The sequence below is a fragment of the Campylobacter sp. RKI_CA19_01122 genome, from assembly GCF_025771325.1.
GTDB lineage: Bacteria > Campylobacterota > Campylobacteria > Campylobacterales > Campylobacteraceae > Campylobacter_D > Campylobacter_D lari_D.
On record NZ_JAKMPZ010000018.1, the window covers coordinates 1 to 14516 of the forward strand.

Annotated in this window: 14 protein-coding genes, 1 tRNA gene and 1 pseudogene; 2 read left to right on the top strand and 14 right to left on the bottom strand. The window is 29.5% G+C overall.

From position 1 onward, the window contains the following. From L8U37_RS07855 to L8U37_RS07910, 12 genes and pseudogenes are all read right to left on the bottom strand, one after another. A pseudogene (locus tag L8U37_RS07855) lies at positions 1-437 on the bottom strand (N-acetylmuramoyl-L-alanine amidase); the annotation flags it as partial. Then, positions 430-1527 carry a nitronate monooxygenase gene (locus tag L8U37_RS07860; RefSeq protein WP_263728969.1) on the bottom strand — a complete coding sequence of 366 codons (1098 nt, stop codon included), beginning with the start codon at positions 1525-1527 and terminating at the stop codon, positions 430-432. The pseudogene L8U37_RS07855 and the gene L8U37_RS07860, both read right to left, overlap by 8 nt. Next, positions 1527-2729 carry a tyrosine--tRNA ligase gene (gene tyrS, locus L8U37_RS07865; RefSeq protein WP_263728970.1) on the bottom strand — a complete coding sequence of 401 codons (1203 nt, stop codon included), beginning with the start codon at positions 2727-2729 and terminating at the stop codon, positions 1527-1529. Before tyrS ends, L8U37_RS07860 begins: the two co-directional genes overlap by 1 nt. A 13-nt stretch (positions 2730-2742) precedes the next feature. Continuing rightward, the gene (locus tag L8U37_RS07870; RefSeq protein ID WP_133319249.1) at positions 2743-4932 is read right to left on the bottom strand and encodes a RelA/SpoT family protein; all 2190 of its coding nucleotides are present in this window, start codon (positions 4930-4932) and stop codon (positions 2743-2745) included. After that, a complete protein-coding gene (locus L8U37_RS07875; protein WP_133319250.1) occupies positions 4916-5134 on the bottom strand; it encodes a DNA-directed RNA polymerase subunit omega in 219 nt (72 codons plus the stop codon). Before L8U37_RS07875 ends, L8U37_RS07870 begins: the two co-directional genes overlap by 17 nt. A 9-nt stretch (positions 5135-5143) precedes the next feature. Then, positions 5144-5869 (bottom strand): UMP kinase, encoded by a 726-nt coding sequence (gene pyrH / locus L8U37_RS07880; protein ID WP_133319251.1) that lies wholly within the window; start codon positions 5867-5869, stop codon positions 5144-5146. A gap of 55 nt (positions 5870-5924) precedes the next feature. Then, on the bottom strand, positions 5925-7100 hold the full coding sequence (locus L8U37_RS07885; protein ID WP_133319252.1) for a murein hydrolase activator EnvC family protein: 1176 nt from the start codon (positions 7098-7100) through the stop codon (positions 5925-5927). Beyond that, a complete protein-coding gene (locus tag L8U37_RS07890) occupies positions 7097-7903 on the bottom strand; it encodes an ABC transporter permease (RefSeq protein ID WP_133319253.1) in 807 nt (268 codons plus the stop codon). Before L8U37_RS07890 ends, L8U37_RS07885 begins: the two co-directional genes overlap by 4 nt. Next, a complete protein-coding gene (locus L8U37_RS07895) occupies positions 7890-8546 on the bottom strand; it encodes a cell division ATP-binding protein FtsE (RefSeq protein WP_039625813.1) in 657 nt (218 codons plus the stop codon). The genes L8U37_RS07890 and L8U37_RS07895 overlap by 14 nt, the downstream gene beginning before the upstream one ends. Positions 8547-8592: 46 nt before the next feature. Beyond that, complete coding sequence (gene trmB / locus L8U37_RS07900) at positions 8593-9783, bottom strand: tRNA (guanosine(46)-N7)-methyltransferase TrmB (protein ID WP_263660620.1); 1191 nt, start codon at positions 9781-9783, stop codon at positions 8593-8595. Then, positions 9783-10991: a ferrous iron transporter A gene (locus L8U37_RS07905; RefSeq protein WP_220566341.1), complete on the bottom strand. Its 1209-nt coding sequence runs from the start codon at positions 10989-10991 to the stop codon at positions 9783-9785. The genes trmB and L8U37_RS07905 overlap by 1 nt, the downstream gene beginning before the upstream one ends. Continuing rightward, the gene (locus L8U37_RS07910) at positions 10945-11907 is read right to left on the bottom strand and encodes an RluA family pseudouridine synthase (protein WP_263671835.1); all 963 of its coding nucleotides are present in this window, start codon (positions 11905-11907) and stop codon (positions 10945-10947) included. The genes L8U37_RS07905 and L8U37_RS07910 overlap by 47 nt, the downstream gene beginning before the upstream one ends. 72 nt (positions 11908-11979) lie before the next feature. Here L8U37_RS07910 and L8U37_RS07915 point away from each other — a divergent pair, with 72 nt between their 5' ends. After that, a complete protein-coding gene (locus L8U37_RS07915) occupies positions 11980-13089 on the top strand; it encodes an FtsW/RodA/SpoVE family cell cycle protein (protein WP_087700555.1) in 1110 nt (369 codons plus the stop codon). 52 nt (positions 13090-13141) lie between these two features. Then, a tRNA-Ile gene (locus tag L8U37_RS07920) sits at positions 13142-13218 on the top strand. 25 nt (positions 13219-13243) lie between these two features. Here L8U37_RS07920 and L8U37_RS07925 read toward each other — a convergent pair. Further along, positions 13244-13516 (bottom strand): hypothetical protein, encoded by a 273-nt coding sequence (locus tag L8U37_RS07925; RefSeq protein WP_133319257.1) that lies wholly within the window; start codon positions 13514-13516, stop codon positions 13244-13246. A 49-nt stretch (positions 13517-13565) separates the two neighbouring features. After that, positions 13566-14432, bottom strand: a complete 867-nt coding sequence (locus L8U37_RS07930; RefSeq protein WP_263673469.1) for a hypothetical protein — start codon at positions 14430-14432, stop codon at positions 13566-13568. Positions 14433-14516: the final 84 nt, after the last annotated feature.

Here is a 14516-nt window from a genome sequence, read left to right on the forward strand (position 1 = left end):
TTATCTTCTTTTTTATCTTCTTTTTTATCTTCTTTTTTATCTTCTTTTTTATCTTCTTTTTTATTAGTAAAAGCGGTAGCATTAGTTTCGTTTTTTACTAGCTCTTTTTTTATTTTTTGATCTTGTATAACTTTTAAAGCATTTTTTAAACGCGAAATTTCTTCTTCACTTACTCCACTTTCTTTAAGCTCTTGCACATAAGCCTTATCATCAAAACCTAAAAAATTTGAACTAATGATTAATCTTTTTAAAATCTCATTTTTTTCTTCATTATTATCATTAATTACGCTTTGTATATATAAAGATTTTAGTTGTTGATGTAATTGTAATTTTTCTTCTGCATTAGAGGTTAAAAAGTTTTGATCAAATTTTTTAACCTCTACATTAGCAAAAACACCAATATAAAATAATAAAAAAATAAAAAATATTCTAAGCATCTTCACCATAAACTAATTTTTTCATTAGTTCTTCTACACTAATAAGTTTATCTAATCTATACCCATTAGCTCCTGTAAAAAATAAACCTGTTTCTTTTTTGCCACTCCAAGCATCGTATAATCTATCCGCTATACAATAACCTACTTTAGTAGCTTCCTTACCTCTACCACATGGTGCAACGCAATTGCTCACACAAGAAATTTTTGGCCCCATTCTTTTATCTACTAAATTTAAAAGATTGGTTCTTACTCCTCTTGCAGGATAACCAACCGGGGATTTTAAAAGCTCAATATCTTCTTTTTTACAATCAAGTAATACTTGTTTAAAATCATCACTCGCATCACATTCAAAAGTTCCTATAAAACGAGTTCCCATTTGAACGCCACTTGCTCCTAAAGACATCATCTTTTCTATATCTTGCTTATCCCAAATTCCACCTGCAGCAATCAGTGGTATATCACCCCAATTTTTAATTTCTTGCGCAACTTGTGGCACCACATTTTCTAATTGATATTCATCCATTAAACATTGCTCATAAGTAAAACCCTGATGTCCGCCGCTTTTTGGTCCTTCAACTATAACTGCATCAGGTAAGCGATTGTATCTACTTTGCCATCTTTTACAAATAATTTTTAAAGCCTTAGCTGATGATACAATAGGTACCAAAGCAACATCAGGATAATCTTGTGTAAATTCAGGTAAATTTGTAGGAAGTCCTGCTCCTGAAACTATCACATTAAAACCAACCTCACAAGCATTACGAGCAATTTGCGCATAATTATTACTTGCATATAAAATATTACAGCCCAAAGGTGCGTCTTTGCAAACCTTTCTAGCATTATCTATCAAAGCTTTTAAGCCTGCTTTTGAGTAAAAATTATCACTACCATAAGGTTTTGCATTAAATTCTTTATCTATATGTGTTCTATTTTCATAATACCCAGTTCCCACTGAAGAAATAATCCCTAAACCACCATTTAAAGAAACTGCAGAAGCAAGCTTATCCCAACTTATACCAAGCCCCATTCCACCTTGAAAAATAGGATATTTTATCTCATGCTTTCCAATTTTTAAAGCTTTAAAACTCATTATATTACCTTTAATTTTGCAAATTTTCTTTTTCCAACTTGTATAATATATTCTCCACTTTCTAGTTGGTATTGTTCATTTTGAACTTTTTCTCCATTAATACTTACTGCATTAGAACTAATCAATCTTCTAGCAGCTGAAGTAGAGCTTTCCATTTTACATTCCACTATAGCTTTTGCAAGCCAAATACTACCTTCTAAAGTAAAACTTGGCATATCACTAGGAAGCTCTTTTGCACTATGAACTTTGTCAAATTCTTCCTTAGCTTTTAAAGCACATTCATTTGAGTGAAAACGAGCTGTTATTTCTAAAGCTAAATTTTCCTTAGCTTTTTTAGGATGCAATGAGCCTTTTTTAATATCATCTTTCATTTGTGAAATTTCATTTAAGCTTTTTTCACTTAAAAGCTCATAATATCTAAACATCAACTCATCACTTATACTCAAAACCTTAGCATACATATCTTTAGCATTTTCTGTTACACCGATATAATTTCCTAAGCTTTTACTCATTTTATTTACACCATCAAGACCTTCAAGCAATGGCATCATCATCACCGCTTGCTCTTTTTGGCAATTATATACTCTTTGAAGCTGTCTACCCATTAAAAGATTAAATTTTTGATCCGTTCCACCCATTTCTATATCACTTTTTAATGCAACGCTATCATAACCTTGTAAAAGTGGATATAAAAACTCACAAATTGATATAGGACTTTGCTCTTTAAAACGCTTAGTAAAATCATCTCTTTCAAGCATTCTAGCAACACTAAAAGTCGAAGTAAGTTCTACTATACCAGCAGCACCAAGCTCATTTAGCCATTTAGAATTAAAATGAATTTGAGTTTTACTTGGATCTAAAATCTTAAAAACTTGCTCTTCATAAGTTTTAGCATTTTTAAACACTTCTTCTTTATCAAGTTTTTTTCTTGTGACACTTTTTCCTGTTGGATCGCCTATTTGAGCAGTAAAATCACCTATTAAAAATTGCACTATAGCTCCATGCTTTTGAAGTAAAGCCATCTTGCTTAAAACTACAGTATGACCCAAATGCAAATCAGCGGCCGTAGGATCAAAACCAGCTTTTACAAAAAAGTTTTCGCCTTTTTCATAATAATTTTTTACCAAAGAAATCAATCTTTCCTCATCAATAATTTCTGCTATTCCTCTTTTAATTTCTTTAATAATTTCTTCAATATTCATTATAAAACCTTTTTTAGTGATTATTATATGCATCATTTAAAGATGTAAAATCTAAAATCTTATACCTAGCTTTTAATCTTTCTTTTGCATTTTCAACATCTATATTATTAGGTAATTCAACTTGCACTTCAAAATAATTTGCCACCACAGGCTCTGAATCGGCTGAATTAATACTTAAAACATTAATCTGCATTTTAGCCAAAGTAGTTAGAAAATCCGCTAAAGAGCCTTTTTTATTTTCTATAGAAACAATGATTTTGTAACTTTTTATCGAGCTATCATTCCAAGAAACAAAAACCATTTCTTTGTTATCTTCTATCATCTTCATTGCTTGTTCGCAAAGTTTATGGTGTATTGTAGCACTAGTTGAATGTCTAAAAGCGATGATTTCATCTCCTCTTTTAGGTCTACAACAATAATCAAAATTAATCGTAGTTATTTTATAATTAGAACCAATCACTATGCTTTCAAATTTTTGTTCATTTTGTTCAAATTTAGCTGCTTGATTTTGTCCTACATATTTTCTAAGAGCTATAATTACCTCTTTAAAATAATTAAAATCTAAAGCAATTTGTCTGAGCTTTTTATTAAATTTTTCTTTTTCAAGCCATTCTTCTATAAGTTTAGAATCTTTATTAAATGCCGTAGATAAAAGATTAATGGCAATTTTATTGTTTAATTCTTTTTTCTTTTGCTTACAAAAATCTCTTATACTAGCTCTAGCTTTTCCTGTTTTAACACTATCTATCCAAGAGCATCTAAAAAATTCTTCCTCTGAAGTTTCAATACTAACTATATCTCCATTTTTAAGTACAGTTAAAAGCGGGACTCTCATACGATTTACAAAGGCGGTTTTTGCATGAAGTCCTACTTTAGTATGAACCTCATATGCAAAATCCAAAGCCGTAGCTCCACGCGGTAAGGTAAAAATTTCACCTTTAGGAGAATATACTGCTATATCCTCAATATATAAACTATCCTTTGCATATTCATAAAGCTCAATAGCATCACAATCTTGTATATTATTTCCTTCTTCTTTACCATGCATAGAAATATCTTCAAGCCAATCTAAATTTGGTGTTGCAATATTTCCTTCTTTATATTTCCAATGTGCTGCAACGCCAAATTCAGCAGTTTTATGCATATCAAAGGTGCGAATTTGAGCCTCTATGATATTTTTTGCATCAAAAAGTGTTGTATGTAAGGTTTGATAGCCATTTTGTTTTGGCAAGGCTATATAGTCTTTAAATCTTGAAATCAAAGGATTAAAATGCGTATGTAAAATTCCTAAAGCCAAATAACAATCATAAACTTTTTCAACCAAAATTCTTACACCCAAAAGGTCTAAAACTTCATCAAGCCCTACACCTTTTCTTTGCATCTTTAAATAAATAGAATAATTATGTTTAATTCTTTTATGTATAACAAAACTACCTTGTCTAAACCCATTTTCCAAAAATAACATTTCTATTTTTGAAATAAATTCATTAAATCCAAGTTGAATTTGTTGATCTTTTGCATTTATATAATTATCAATTTGTGCATATTCATCAGGAAGCAAAAATTTAAAACTTAAATCCTCAAGTAAATTCTTTATACTTGAAATTCCAAGTCTATGAGCTATAGGTGCATATACCACCAAGGTTTCTTCGCTAATTCTTTTTTGCTTATCTTCTCGTAAATAATTTAAGGTAAGCATATTGTGCAATCTATCACAAAGCTTTATTACAAGCACACTCACATCTTCAACACCCGCTAGAAGCATATTTCTAAAAGTCAGAGCAGATTTTGCAAGTTTCTCATTGGAATTAGAATGAGTAAGATGATCTTCTCTAATACTAACTATTTTAGTTAAACCTTGAACTAATTTTGTTACTTCTTCGCCAAAATTTGCATTTAACTCTTCTTCATTACAATTTGTATCTTCTAATACATCATGTAATAATGCGGCTATAATCATAGATTGTATAGGACTTAAAAAAGCTACAAAAGAAGCTACTAATATAGGATGAACCGCATAAGGTTCTCCACTCTTTCTAAATTGCCCTTCGTGTTTTTGGATACAAAATTCCACTGCTTTTTCCAAAACAGCAGATTGTGGAAAAACCATAAAAAGAATTTCTTTTGCTCTTTGTAAATCCTTGCAATTTTTTACATCATCAACAAGTTTATCTAGCAATAACTCATCATTTACCAGCTTCAATAAATCCCTCTAATACGATTTTATCTTCTGCTATTTCATATAAAGCAATATCAGTATATTTATATTTATTTTTATCTAAATTTACTAAAGGTTCTGCACCATTTGCAAGCTCTTCAGCTCTTTTAGCCACCACAAGAGCTAATTTGTATCTATCATCTTTTAATTTTTTTAATGCCTTTGCAGCTATTTGTTCTACTCTCATTTTTTACCTTTAATCTTGATTTTTAACAATAGAGCATAAGCTCATATCGCCTTGGATAATTTTTAATAAATTTCCTTCTTTAAACATATTACATACCACAATAGGTAAAGCATTATCTTTAGCTAGAGCTATTGCTGTATCATCCATAACTTTTATATTATCATGTAAAGCTCTTTCATAGCTTAACTCATTAAGCATAATAGCATCATCAAATTTTTTAGGATCTTTGTTATAAATTCCATCTACCTTAGTTGCTTTAATGATCATATCTGCTTGAATTTCAACCGCTCTTAAAGTTGCAGCAGTATCTGTAGTAAAATAAGGATTGCCAGTACCACAAGCAAAAATAACTATGCGTCCTTTTTCTAAATGTCTATGTGCTCTTCTCATAATATATGTTTCGCAAAATGCTTCCATTTGGATAGCACTTTGAACCCTCACATCAAGTCCAGCACTTTCTAATGCTTCTTGCATAGCTATAGAATTAATTACAGTAGCAAGCATACCCATATGATCGCCACTTGTTCTTTTTATCAGTCCATCTCTTGCAGCAGATACCCCTCTAATGATATTACCACCACCTATTACAATACCTACTTCAACATTTTCATGAATCAAACTTTTTATTTCAGAAGCTATATATTTTAAAATAGAATTTTCTATACCAAATCCATTTTCTCCAGCCAAAGCTTCTCCAGAAAATTTAACCAATACTCTTTTTCTTTTATTGTTCATTAAATTTCTCCTTTGATTTAAAACTATATCAAAATTCGCATTAAAAAAAACTAATTTATTTAATCATTTCCAAAGGATTGATATGAAAATTCTTTTGGGTTACTTCAAAAGTTAAATCACTTTCAACCCTACCTATAATATAACCTTTCTTGATATTTCTACCTACTTTAACCCCAGGAGCAATTTTATCTAAATGTGCATAAATAGTATGTATACCATCTTTATTTTCAACAATCACAACTTGCTTTAAAGTTGGAGTTGCTTTTGCAAAAACTACTTTTCCATCTAAGACATTTCTTACCGCAGCATTAGCACTATCACTTTTTAAAACTACATTTTCATTATAGATCTTAATATTATAAATAGGATCTATATAATTTCCAAATTTTTGCTTTACTGTGTAAGATTCTAAAGGAGCTATTGTCTTAGGACCATTATATCGCTTAACACTGCTTGTTTGATAGCTTGAACCCACTTGTTTTATGTTTGAATTTGGCTTTTGATCATCCTTTTTTTGTGCTAATTTTTCTTCTTCTTTTTCTTTGATAATTTTTAATTTATTGAGTGTTTTTCTTAATTCTTGCTGTTGGGCTTGCAAATTAGAAAGTTTTCTAGTATAAATTTCTTTATCAGTTTTTTGTTTAGCTATTTCTTGCTCTTGTTTTTTTCTAAGGTTTTTGAGCTCATCAATTTGATCTTTATAAACTTTTAAATTATTATTAATTGTAGTAATTTGTCTTTGCTTTTCTTCTATTTTTTTGCTCACATCTTCATAATCTTTTGAAATTTGATAAAATTCTTCTTTGAAAATTTTATCCAAAACCCCAACTAACTCCAAAGCAATAATACTATCTTCACTTTCAATATAATTTTTAGGGATTGCTAAATCATAAGCAAAATCTTTAGCAATTAAATCAATTATTTTTCCTTCGATCTTATTTTTATTTTGCAAAAGATCTTTATTTTGTGCATTAAGCTGTTCTAATGCTTTTATTTGAGTTTTCACAGATCCTTCAAGTTTAGAAGTTTTTGAAGTTAAGGTGCTAATTTCTGAAGCAATTTTTTTTAAATTTTTCTCATTATCTAAAATTTCACTAGCTAAATCTTCTAATTTTTTAGATAATTGCTTTACTATGCGTTCATTTTCTTTAATATCTTTTTGCTTTTGTGCAATTTCATTTGCAAATAAAACAGAAAAGGAAAATAAAAAAAGCAAAAAGCATTTTTTCATTTTCTAACCTTAAACATCACAAAATTCACACAAGCAAAACAAACACAAAGCATTGCTAAAAAAATCAAAAATAAATGCGTGAAAATACTTATTTTAGGCAAGCTAATGTCTACACTTTGTAAAGCTAGTTTAATGGATTCAAGATCATAAACTTGGGTAAAAAATAATACAAGCAATAAAAATGCTATAAAACAATCAATAAAAACTATCTTATAAAGCATAAAAGATCTAAACCAAAATGGAGCACCAAGCAAGCACATGATTTCCACTCTTTGAGTATGCTCGAAAAGCCAAATTTTCATTTGTTTAAGCAATAATACAAAACTAAGCAATATTATAATAAACAAGAAAAACCATAATAAAAATTTCACTAAAACTAAAAGTTTATAAATTTTTGTATGCGTTTTTGCAAAAGTCTCCACTCTAGTAATGTTAGGATTTTTTAAAAGTTTATCTTTTAAAATGTTTAACTCATCTTCTGACAAAAGCTTATTAAGCTTTAAAGTATAAAATTTTGGCAATGTAGCTTTTAAAACCTCTATGTTTTTAGCTGATATATCATTTTTAAGTCTATCTATCATTTCATTTGGATTTAAAATTTCTAAAGACTGAAAATGACTTACTTGATCCTCTATGCTTTTTTTATCTAAGTGAGTTTTTCCTACTAAAATGATATTATAATCTTTATTTAAAAGTTTTTCATAATATTCAATAGTTTTATTTGTGATAATCAAAAACTCAAAAGCAAACATCATCACCATTAAAGCAAATATCAAAGAAAGATGATTTTTAAAAGATTTCATTCATTCTCCCATTTTCTATATTAAAACGACGATAATCAAGTCTTAAATTAGTAGGAATTCTATGTGTGACAACTACCACACAAGTTCCAAGTATTTCTCTAGCTGATTTTAATAAAGTCCATATAATATCTGAAGAATACTCATCTAAATTTCCCGTTGGCTCATCACATAAGAGTAATTTTGGATTATGTGCTAGGGCTCTTGCCATAGCCACGCGTTGCTGCTCTCCACCTGAAAGTTGAGCTGGCTTTTTATCAGCTTTGAAAGTTAAATTTACATGCTTTAAAAGCTTTGCAGCTTGTTCTTTACATACATTTTTACTATAACCTTTAATCATCAAAGGTAACATTACATTTTTTTCTACACTAAATTCTTGAACCAAACGATAATCTTGAAAAATAATTCCTATTTTTTGCCTAAGCTGCAAAAGTTCAGCATTAGAAATATCCACTAAATCATTATTGCAAACCTTTAAATTTCCACTTATTGGCTCCAAATCCCCATAAAAAGATTTTAACAAAGTTGATTTTCCACTACCACTTTTTCCTGTGATAAAAACAAAATCATTATCTTTTAGCGAAAAACTAGCATTTTCTATAACAAGCTCATCATAACCAAGACAAAGCTTTTTGGCTTCTATCATCACTGCTTTTTCCTTATCATTTGTTTGAAAGTTATTTAAATCATTATTATTTAATATAAGAATACAATATTTCTCTTAATTTTTCTATAGCTTTTAAATTTTCTTTAGTTTTAAAAGGTTGCTCAAAGATAAATTCTATCTTTTGTAAGTTTAATACTATATAAACATGTTCAGGTTTATAAAAAGCACCAAAAGCTATTTTAATAACAAGTTCTTCATCTTTAATATACATTTTTTCAAAATGCAAGAAAAAATCTTCGCCTTTAAAAACTTCATTTTTAAAATTCTTTTTTATACAAGCTAATTCTTTTGTATTTAATTTTAAATCCTCAATAGCAAATTTTTGATTTTTATTCAAGCTTTTACTCTTGCTAAAACCACTAATGATTAAATCATATATATCTTTATTTTGTCTTTTCCAACGATCTTCATATTTACTTGAAATTTCTAAATTTTCATTTTTTTTGATTAAAGCTTTTAAATGTGAGAAAGTTAAAAAAGTCTCCAAAGTAAAATCAAAATACAAAAAACTATCCGTTCTAAGTTCAAATTGTCCATCTTCTTTTAAAACCCTAGCACATTCATTTGCAAAATTTAACCCCACTACTCTACGGTGAGGCTTTTTATCCCAAGGAACAGGAAAATGCAAAAAGATTTTATCCACAAGATTAGATTCAAGTACGCTTAATAATAATCTTGCATCAGTTTCTATTAATAAAACATTGTTTAAATTTTCACTTAAAGCAAGTTTAGCTACTTGTTCTAATGCAGGAGTGTAAATTTCTATACCAATTATCAGTACATTAGGATTTTGCCTAGCTTGATAAAGTAAATGTCTACCGCTTCCAAAACCTATTTCAATATAAATCTGTTTTTTATTTTTTATTTGTTCTAAAATTTCTTTTAAATCATTAGCAATTAAAGGTGTTTTTTGGATTAACCTTGTGTGTTTTAGCGCCACAGCTTCACAAACTACATCTTGAGTAAAATTTTCTTTAAATACAAGTAAAGCCTTTTGCAAATACCCAATTTGCGAAGGCTTAGTATGTTTTTCACCCTTTATAAGCCATTCTTGACTTTTTTCATCTTTTTTAATTTGTAAAAAAAATTTTTCTTGGTTTATACGCGTAAAAAGCAAATCAACATTTTCACCTTTAGCAAGCCATAAGAATTCAACTCCATCTTTTTCAAAAGGAAGTTGAATTTCTTTTAAAATTTTACACTTAAAATTTGGCATTATTTTACCGCTGTAAATTTATCAGAAGCTTTTGATTCTATGCCATTTGCATCAATTGCAATAACTTCATAACTATATACTTTTCCAGGAGCTGCAGTAATATCTTTTAATTGTTTAGATTTAATCTCTTTAAACACAGCATTACTTCCACCACCACTTCTTTTAACTATGTATTCTTTAGCTCTATCATCATTATCAATCCACTCTACTCTAATACCATCATCTTCAACAGCACACAAAACAATACTTGGCGCTAATGGTGCTCCTAGGGTAATACCTTCCACAGGCTCACTTGCTATAGGACTTTCTAGGCCATCTTTATCGACCATACTAACTTTATAATATCTTTTTTCAGCCACACCTTTAACCACATCTTCATAAGTATTTTCAGAAGTTTTAGCTACCACACTAAAAGGTAAAAAAGTAGTTGAACTTGAATAAATTTTATAATAAGCAAAATCAGCATAATCAATTTTATCCCAAGTTAAAATGATTTTTCTTGGTGCGTCTTTACTTGCTTGTAAATTACTTACCATAGGAGGAAGGGCTTTGGTAGTTGATTCTACTATTTTACTTGGAGTGCTTTTAATACCATCATAAGTTAAAGCTATGATTCTATATTGAAAACTTTCATCAGGTTTTAGCGAATCATCTATATATTCAGCACTTAAGCGATTTTTGATTCTAGCTAATTCTTTAAATTTCATATCTTTCATATTTGCACGCTCAATGATGTATGAATTTACTCTTACATCAGGATGTGGTCTCCAAACTATTTTCACACGATTTGGCAACCCCACAATAGCTTGCACAAAAGGCACTGGATCAATCACTCTATTTGTAAAAGCTTCTATGCTTACACCATCTTGAGAAACTTGTCCAAGTTCATTAAAGGTTTTCATAGAATAATAATATCTTGTATTTGGTGCTAAATTTGTATCAGTATAGTGAGTTTGAAATTTATTTTTGATTTTTGCTATAAGCTCCATAGGTGCACCAGCTGCATTTGCTCTATAAATATAATAACCTGCTATATTTTGATCATACAAAGGTTCCCATTCAAACGCTATACTTGTAATATCACTTATACTTTTAATACTTGATATTTTTGGTAAAGTATCATTTACTTGAGCAATTTGCGGTGAACTTACGCTACAAGCACTAAAAGCTAAAGCAGAACTTAAGATAATCCAATGAAGTTTTTTCATCTATCTCTCCTTGTGTAAAATTTTCTTTTAAAATTTGATAAAAATCATCAAACATAGGAGCTTTTACAAACATCAACTCTTTAGTCCTAGGATGAATAAAATAAATCAAATACGCATGAAGCATTACTCTATTATACTTTATTTTTCCTTTATATCCGTATAATTGATCTCCTAAAATATATCGATTAAAATCTGCTAAATGCACCCTGATTTGATGAGTTCTTCCTGTGTATAACTTAGCAGCTATCAAAGAGCAATTTTTAGCGCTTAATAAATTTATAAAATCTGTTTTTGCATTTTTTGCTAAAGGATTTTTAGTATTTGTAGTAATTTTTTTAAGCCTATTGCTAGGACAACGCATAATAGCTTTTTCATTACTCATTTTATCATTTTTCAAAGGCAATTCACTCAAAGCAAGATAAAATCTACCCATACTTTTATCCAAAAGCTGATTTGCTAAAAATTGATGTGCTTGATTGTTTTTAGCTATGATGATAGCTCCACTTGTGCCCTTATCAAGTCTATGCACAAGCCCTGCTCTATGTTCTCCATTTAAATTTGATAAAGCATAGCCCTTATGCAAAAGCCAATCCACCAAAGTCGCTTCTTTAACACTACTTGCACCATGCACGACAACATTAGGAGCTTTGTTTAAAACCAAAACATCATCATCTTCATATAAAATTTCTATATCAAACTCAGGCGTGTAGCTTTCTTTGGCTTCTTTTGCTAAAGGTAAAAAAATACTTATTTCATCTTTTTGTTTTATTTTTTTAGAACTTTTATTTTCTATTTTTTCATTAATATATATGCAGTTTTCTTTGATTAGTTTAGCAACTTGCGAACGACTTTGCTTAAGTATATCTGATAAAAAAACATCCAATCTTTCTTCACAAAGTGATGAAATTTTTAGCATATTATATTTCCTTGTGATAAAATTTGCAATTTTAGCATATAATTATGTAATATTTTATAAAAAAGGGTAGCTTTGATAAAACTTGATAGAAGAATTTTAACACATTTTGACTTTGTACAACCTCTTTTAGTGTTACCTATCATAGCTATATCTTTTCTTTTAATTTATGAGGCAAATACGCGCTTAGCTGAAAAACAATTTATCTATACTTTAGTGGGTTTTGCAGGATTTGCGTTTTTTTTCTTTTTACCCTTAAGAAGACTAATGTGGCTTATACCTGTGTTATATTGGATTAATATAGCTTTACTTTTAAGTGTGGATATTTTTGGTGTTGAAAAACTTGGAGCTAGAAGATGGCTTGAAATACCTTTTACACATTTTACCATACAACCTTCTGAAATTTTTAAGCCCTCTTTTATTTTAATGTTAGCTTATTTGATTTATCAAAATCCTCCACCACCTAATGGCTATGGCTTAAAACAATTTTTAAAGCTAAGTTTTTATATTTTACTTCCATTTTTACTTATAGCAGGAGAACCTGATTTGGGAACAGCTTTGGTGCTTTTAATAGTAGGCTTTGGAACGCTTTTTATCATAGGGGTAAATTATAAAATTTGGCTTAGTATTTTTTTAGCTATAGCCATAGCCTCACCTATTATTTATAGTGATTTTTTAAAGCCTTATCAAAAACAAAGAATTCATGATTTCTTAGCTGAAGAGCCAAGTTACCACGTAAAACAATCCATCATCGCTATAGGAAGCGGTGGTTTGAGCGGAAAAAAAGCAGATGAAGCTACACAAACACATTTTAAATTTTTACCTATTTCTACGAGTGATTTTATCTTTGCATATTTATCTGAAAGATTTGGTTTTATCGGTGCAGTTGTAATCATACTACTTTACACCTTACTCATTTTTCATTTATTGAGTTTAAATTATAAGCTCAAAGATGATTATTTTACAAGAGTGGTGACAAATTGCATTGCTTTATTTATTTTCATATATGTAGCGGTAAATATATCAATGACCATAGGTTTTGCTCCTGTTGTTGGTATACCTATGCCATTTTTTAGTCATGGGGGAAGTTCTTTTGCTACTTTTATGATTTTCTTTGGAATTTTACAAAATTTAATAACCTTTAGATATTTAGCAATAGAAAAAGCGGTAAAAATAAAATTCTAAATTTAAATTAAGGAAATAAAGATATAATAACATTTTTATTTTAACTTCTGGCGGATTTATAGCTCAGTTGGTTAGAGCAACCGGCTCATAACCGGTTGGTCGCAGGTTCGAGTCCTGCTAAATCCACCATTTATTTTGCATTACAACTTGATTTTCAAAAAAACATTTTCCAATGATTTTTTAGTATTTTGATAATATTTTTGCAAATTTCTTTCTTTTTGCTTTCTTCTATTTGGAGTTTATCTAAAAAAGTTTCTTCAAGAGTGTTAATAAGTTGCATACATTCTTTTGCATTAAATCTTTCTACTTCGTTTAAAGGTGATAACGCTTTTAACAATAAATCTTTATATTCCATAAGAGTTTTAATATCTACCTCTGAAAGCTGGGCTAACAGAGATAGAAATTGTGCAAAATTATACAGTGGCATATATTTCTTTCTTTTTCCACAACATTATAAAATGTGCCTATATATCCGACTAATAAAATCTTTCATGATCTCCACCACCAAAAGTAACCGCTCGTGTTTCTGTGACATTTACACCTAAAGTATTAAATCTCATTGTAAAAGTAGGAGTATCGGTCAATGGTTTAGTGCACCATGTAGTTGATATTACAACTTTTGCTTCACCAGAATTATCAAATTCTTTATCCCATCTTTGTATAATTGGCACAGTTTGACCAAGGCCAACTAAGAGATTAGTTCCACTAAAATCAACTTTTTCTCCTGCAATTCCATCGGTTAATGTTAAAGTTGCACTGGTGTAGCATGAAGCAGGATCTTTCCAAGTATCATATATTGCATGAATGCGTTTTTGCACCTCAATACTTCCTACAATTGCTTCAGAATCAGCTCCATCCCATTCTTTATATTTCACTTTAAGACTAAAAATTCTACCGGTGTGTTCAGTAACTTTTCCAATAGGTTTAAAATTTAAATAAACTGAACCTTTATCATCAGTATGAAGCGTGCCTTTATTTACAAAATTAGTATAACCAAGATACTGATCTGGTTGAACATCTACACTAGAGTTTGGAATTAGTCCATATAGCTCTATAGTTGCTCCTGTATCAAATGGAATATTTTTTACATTTATTCTTGGACGAATTGGACCATTAAATACAGCTGTTTCACTAGCTTTTTCACTTCCATCTTCATATTCAACGCTTACTGTTATCGGACGAACATTAGGATTAATTGTTCTAAACTTAGTTAGCGCAACACCTTTACTATCAAAATATTTTGGAATTAGATCTTCTTTTGGAAGTACTCCATCGCCGACAATACTCCATTTTATTTTTGCATAAGGAGTGCCTTTTGCCAATATACTGACAGTTTCAATCAAATATGGATTTAGCCTTGTTTTACCAAGAGTTAATTGAATTGGAATCTTCTTATAATTTAATTCTTTACTTAAATTTTTACCCAT

Bases quoted from the DNA above. Each gene is read 5' to 3' on its own strand.
- pyrH (WP_133319251.1), bottom strand. From the start codon at position 5,869: ATGAACAATAAAAGAAAAAGAGTATTGGTTAAATTTTCTGGAGAAGCT.
- L8U37_RS07860 (WP_263728969.1), bottom strand. From the start codon at position 1,527: ATGAGTTTTAAAGCTTTAAAAATTGGAAAGCATGAGATAAAATATCCT.
- L8U37_RS07925 (WP_133319257.1), bottom strand. From the start codon at position 13,516: ATGCCACTGTATAATTTTGCACAATTTCTATCTCTGTTAGCCCAGCTT.
- L8U37_RS07875 (WP_133319250.1), bottom strand. From the start codon at position 5,134: ATGAGAGTAGAACAAATAGCTGCAAAGGCATTAAAAAAATTAAAAGAT.
- L8U37_RS07910 (WP_263671835.1), bottom strand. From the start codon at position 11,907: ATGCTAAAAATTTCATCACTTTGTGAAGAAAGATTGGATGTTTTTTTA.
- L8U37_RS07895 (WP_039625813.1), bottom strand. From the start codon at position 8,546: ATGATAGAAGCCAAAAAGCTTTGTCTTGGTTATGATGAGCTTGTTATA.
- tyrS (WP_263728970.1), bottom strand. From the start codon at position 2,729: ATGAATATTGAAGAAATTATTAAAGAAATTAAAAGAGGAATAGCAGAA.
- L8U37_RS07905 (WP_220566341.1), bottom strand. From the start codon at position 10,991: ATGAAAAAACTTCATTGGATTATCTTAAGTTCTGCTTTAGCTTTTAGT.
- L8U37_RS07885 (WP_133319252.1), bottom strand. From the start codon at position 7,100: ATGAAAAAATGCTTTTTGCTTTTTTTATTTTCCTTTTCTGTTTTATTT.
- trmB (WP_263660620.1), bottom strand. From the start codon at position 9,783: ATGCCAAATTTTAAGTGTAAAATTTTAAAAGAAATTCAACTTCCTTTT.
- L8U37_RS07890 (WP_133319253.1), bottom strand. From the start codon at position 7,903: ATGAAATCTTTTAAAAATCATCTTTCTTTGATATTTGCTTTAATGGTG.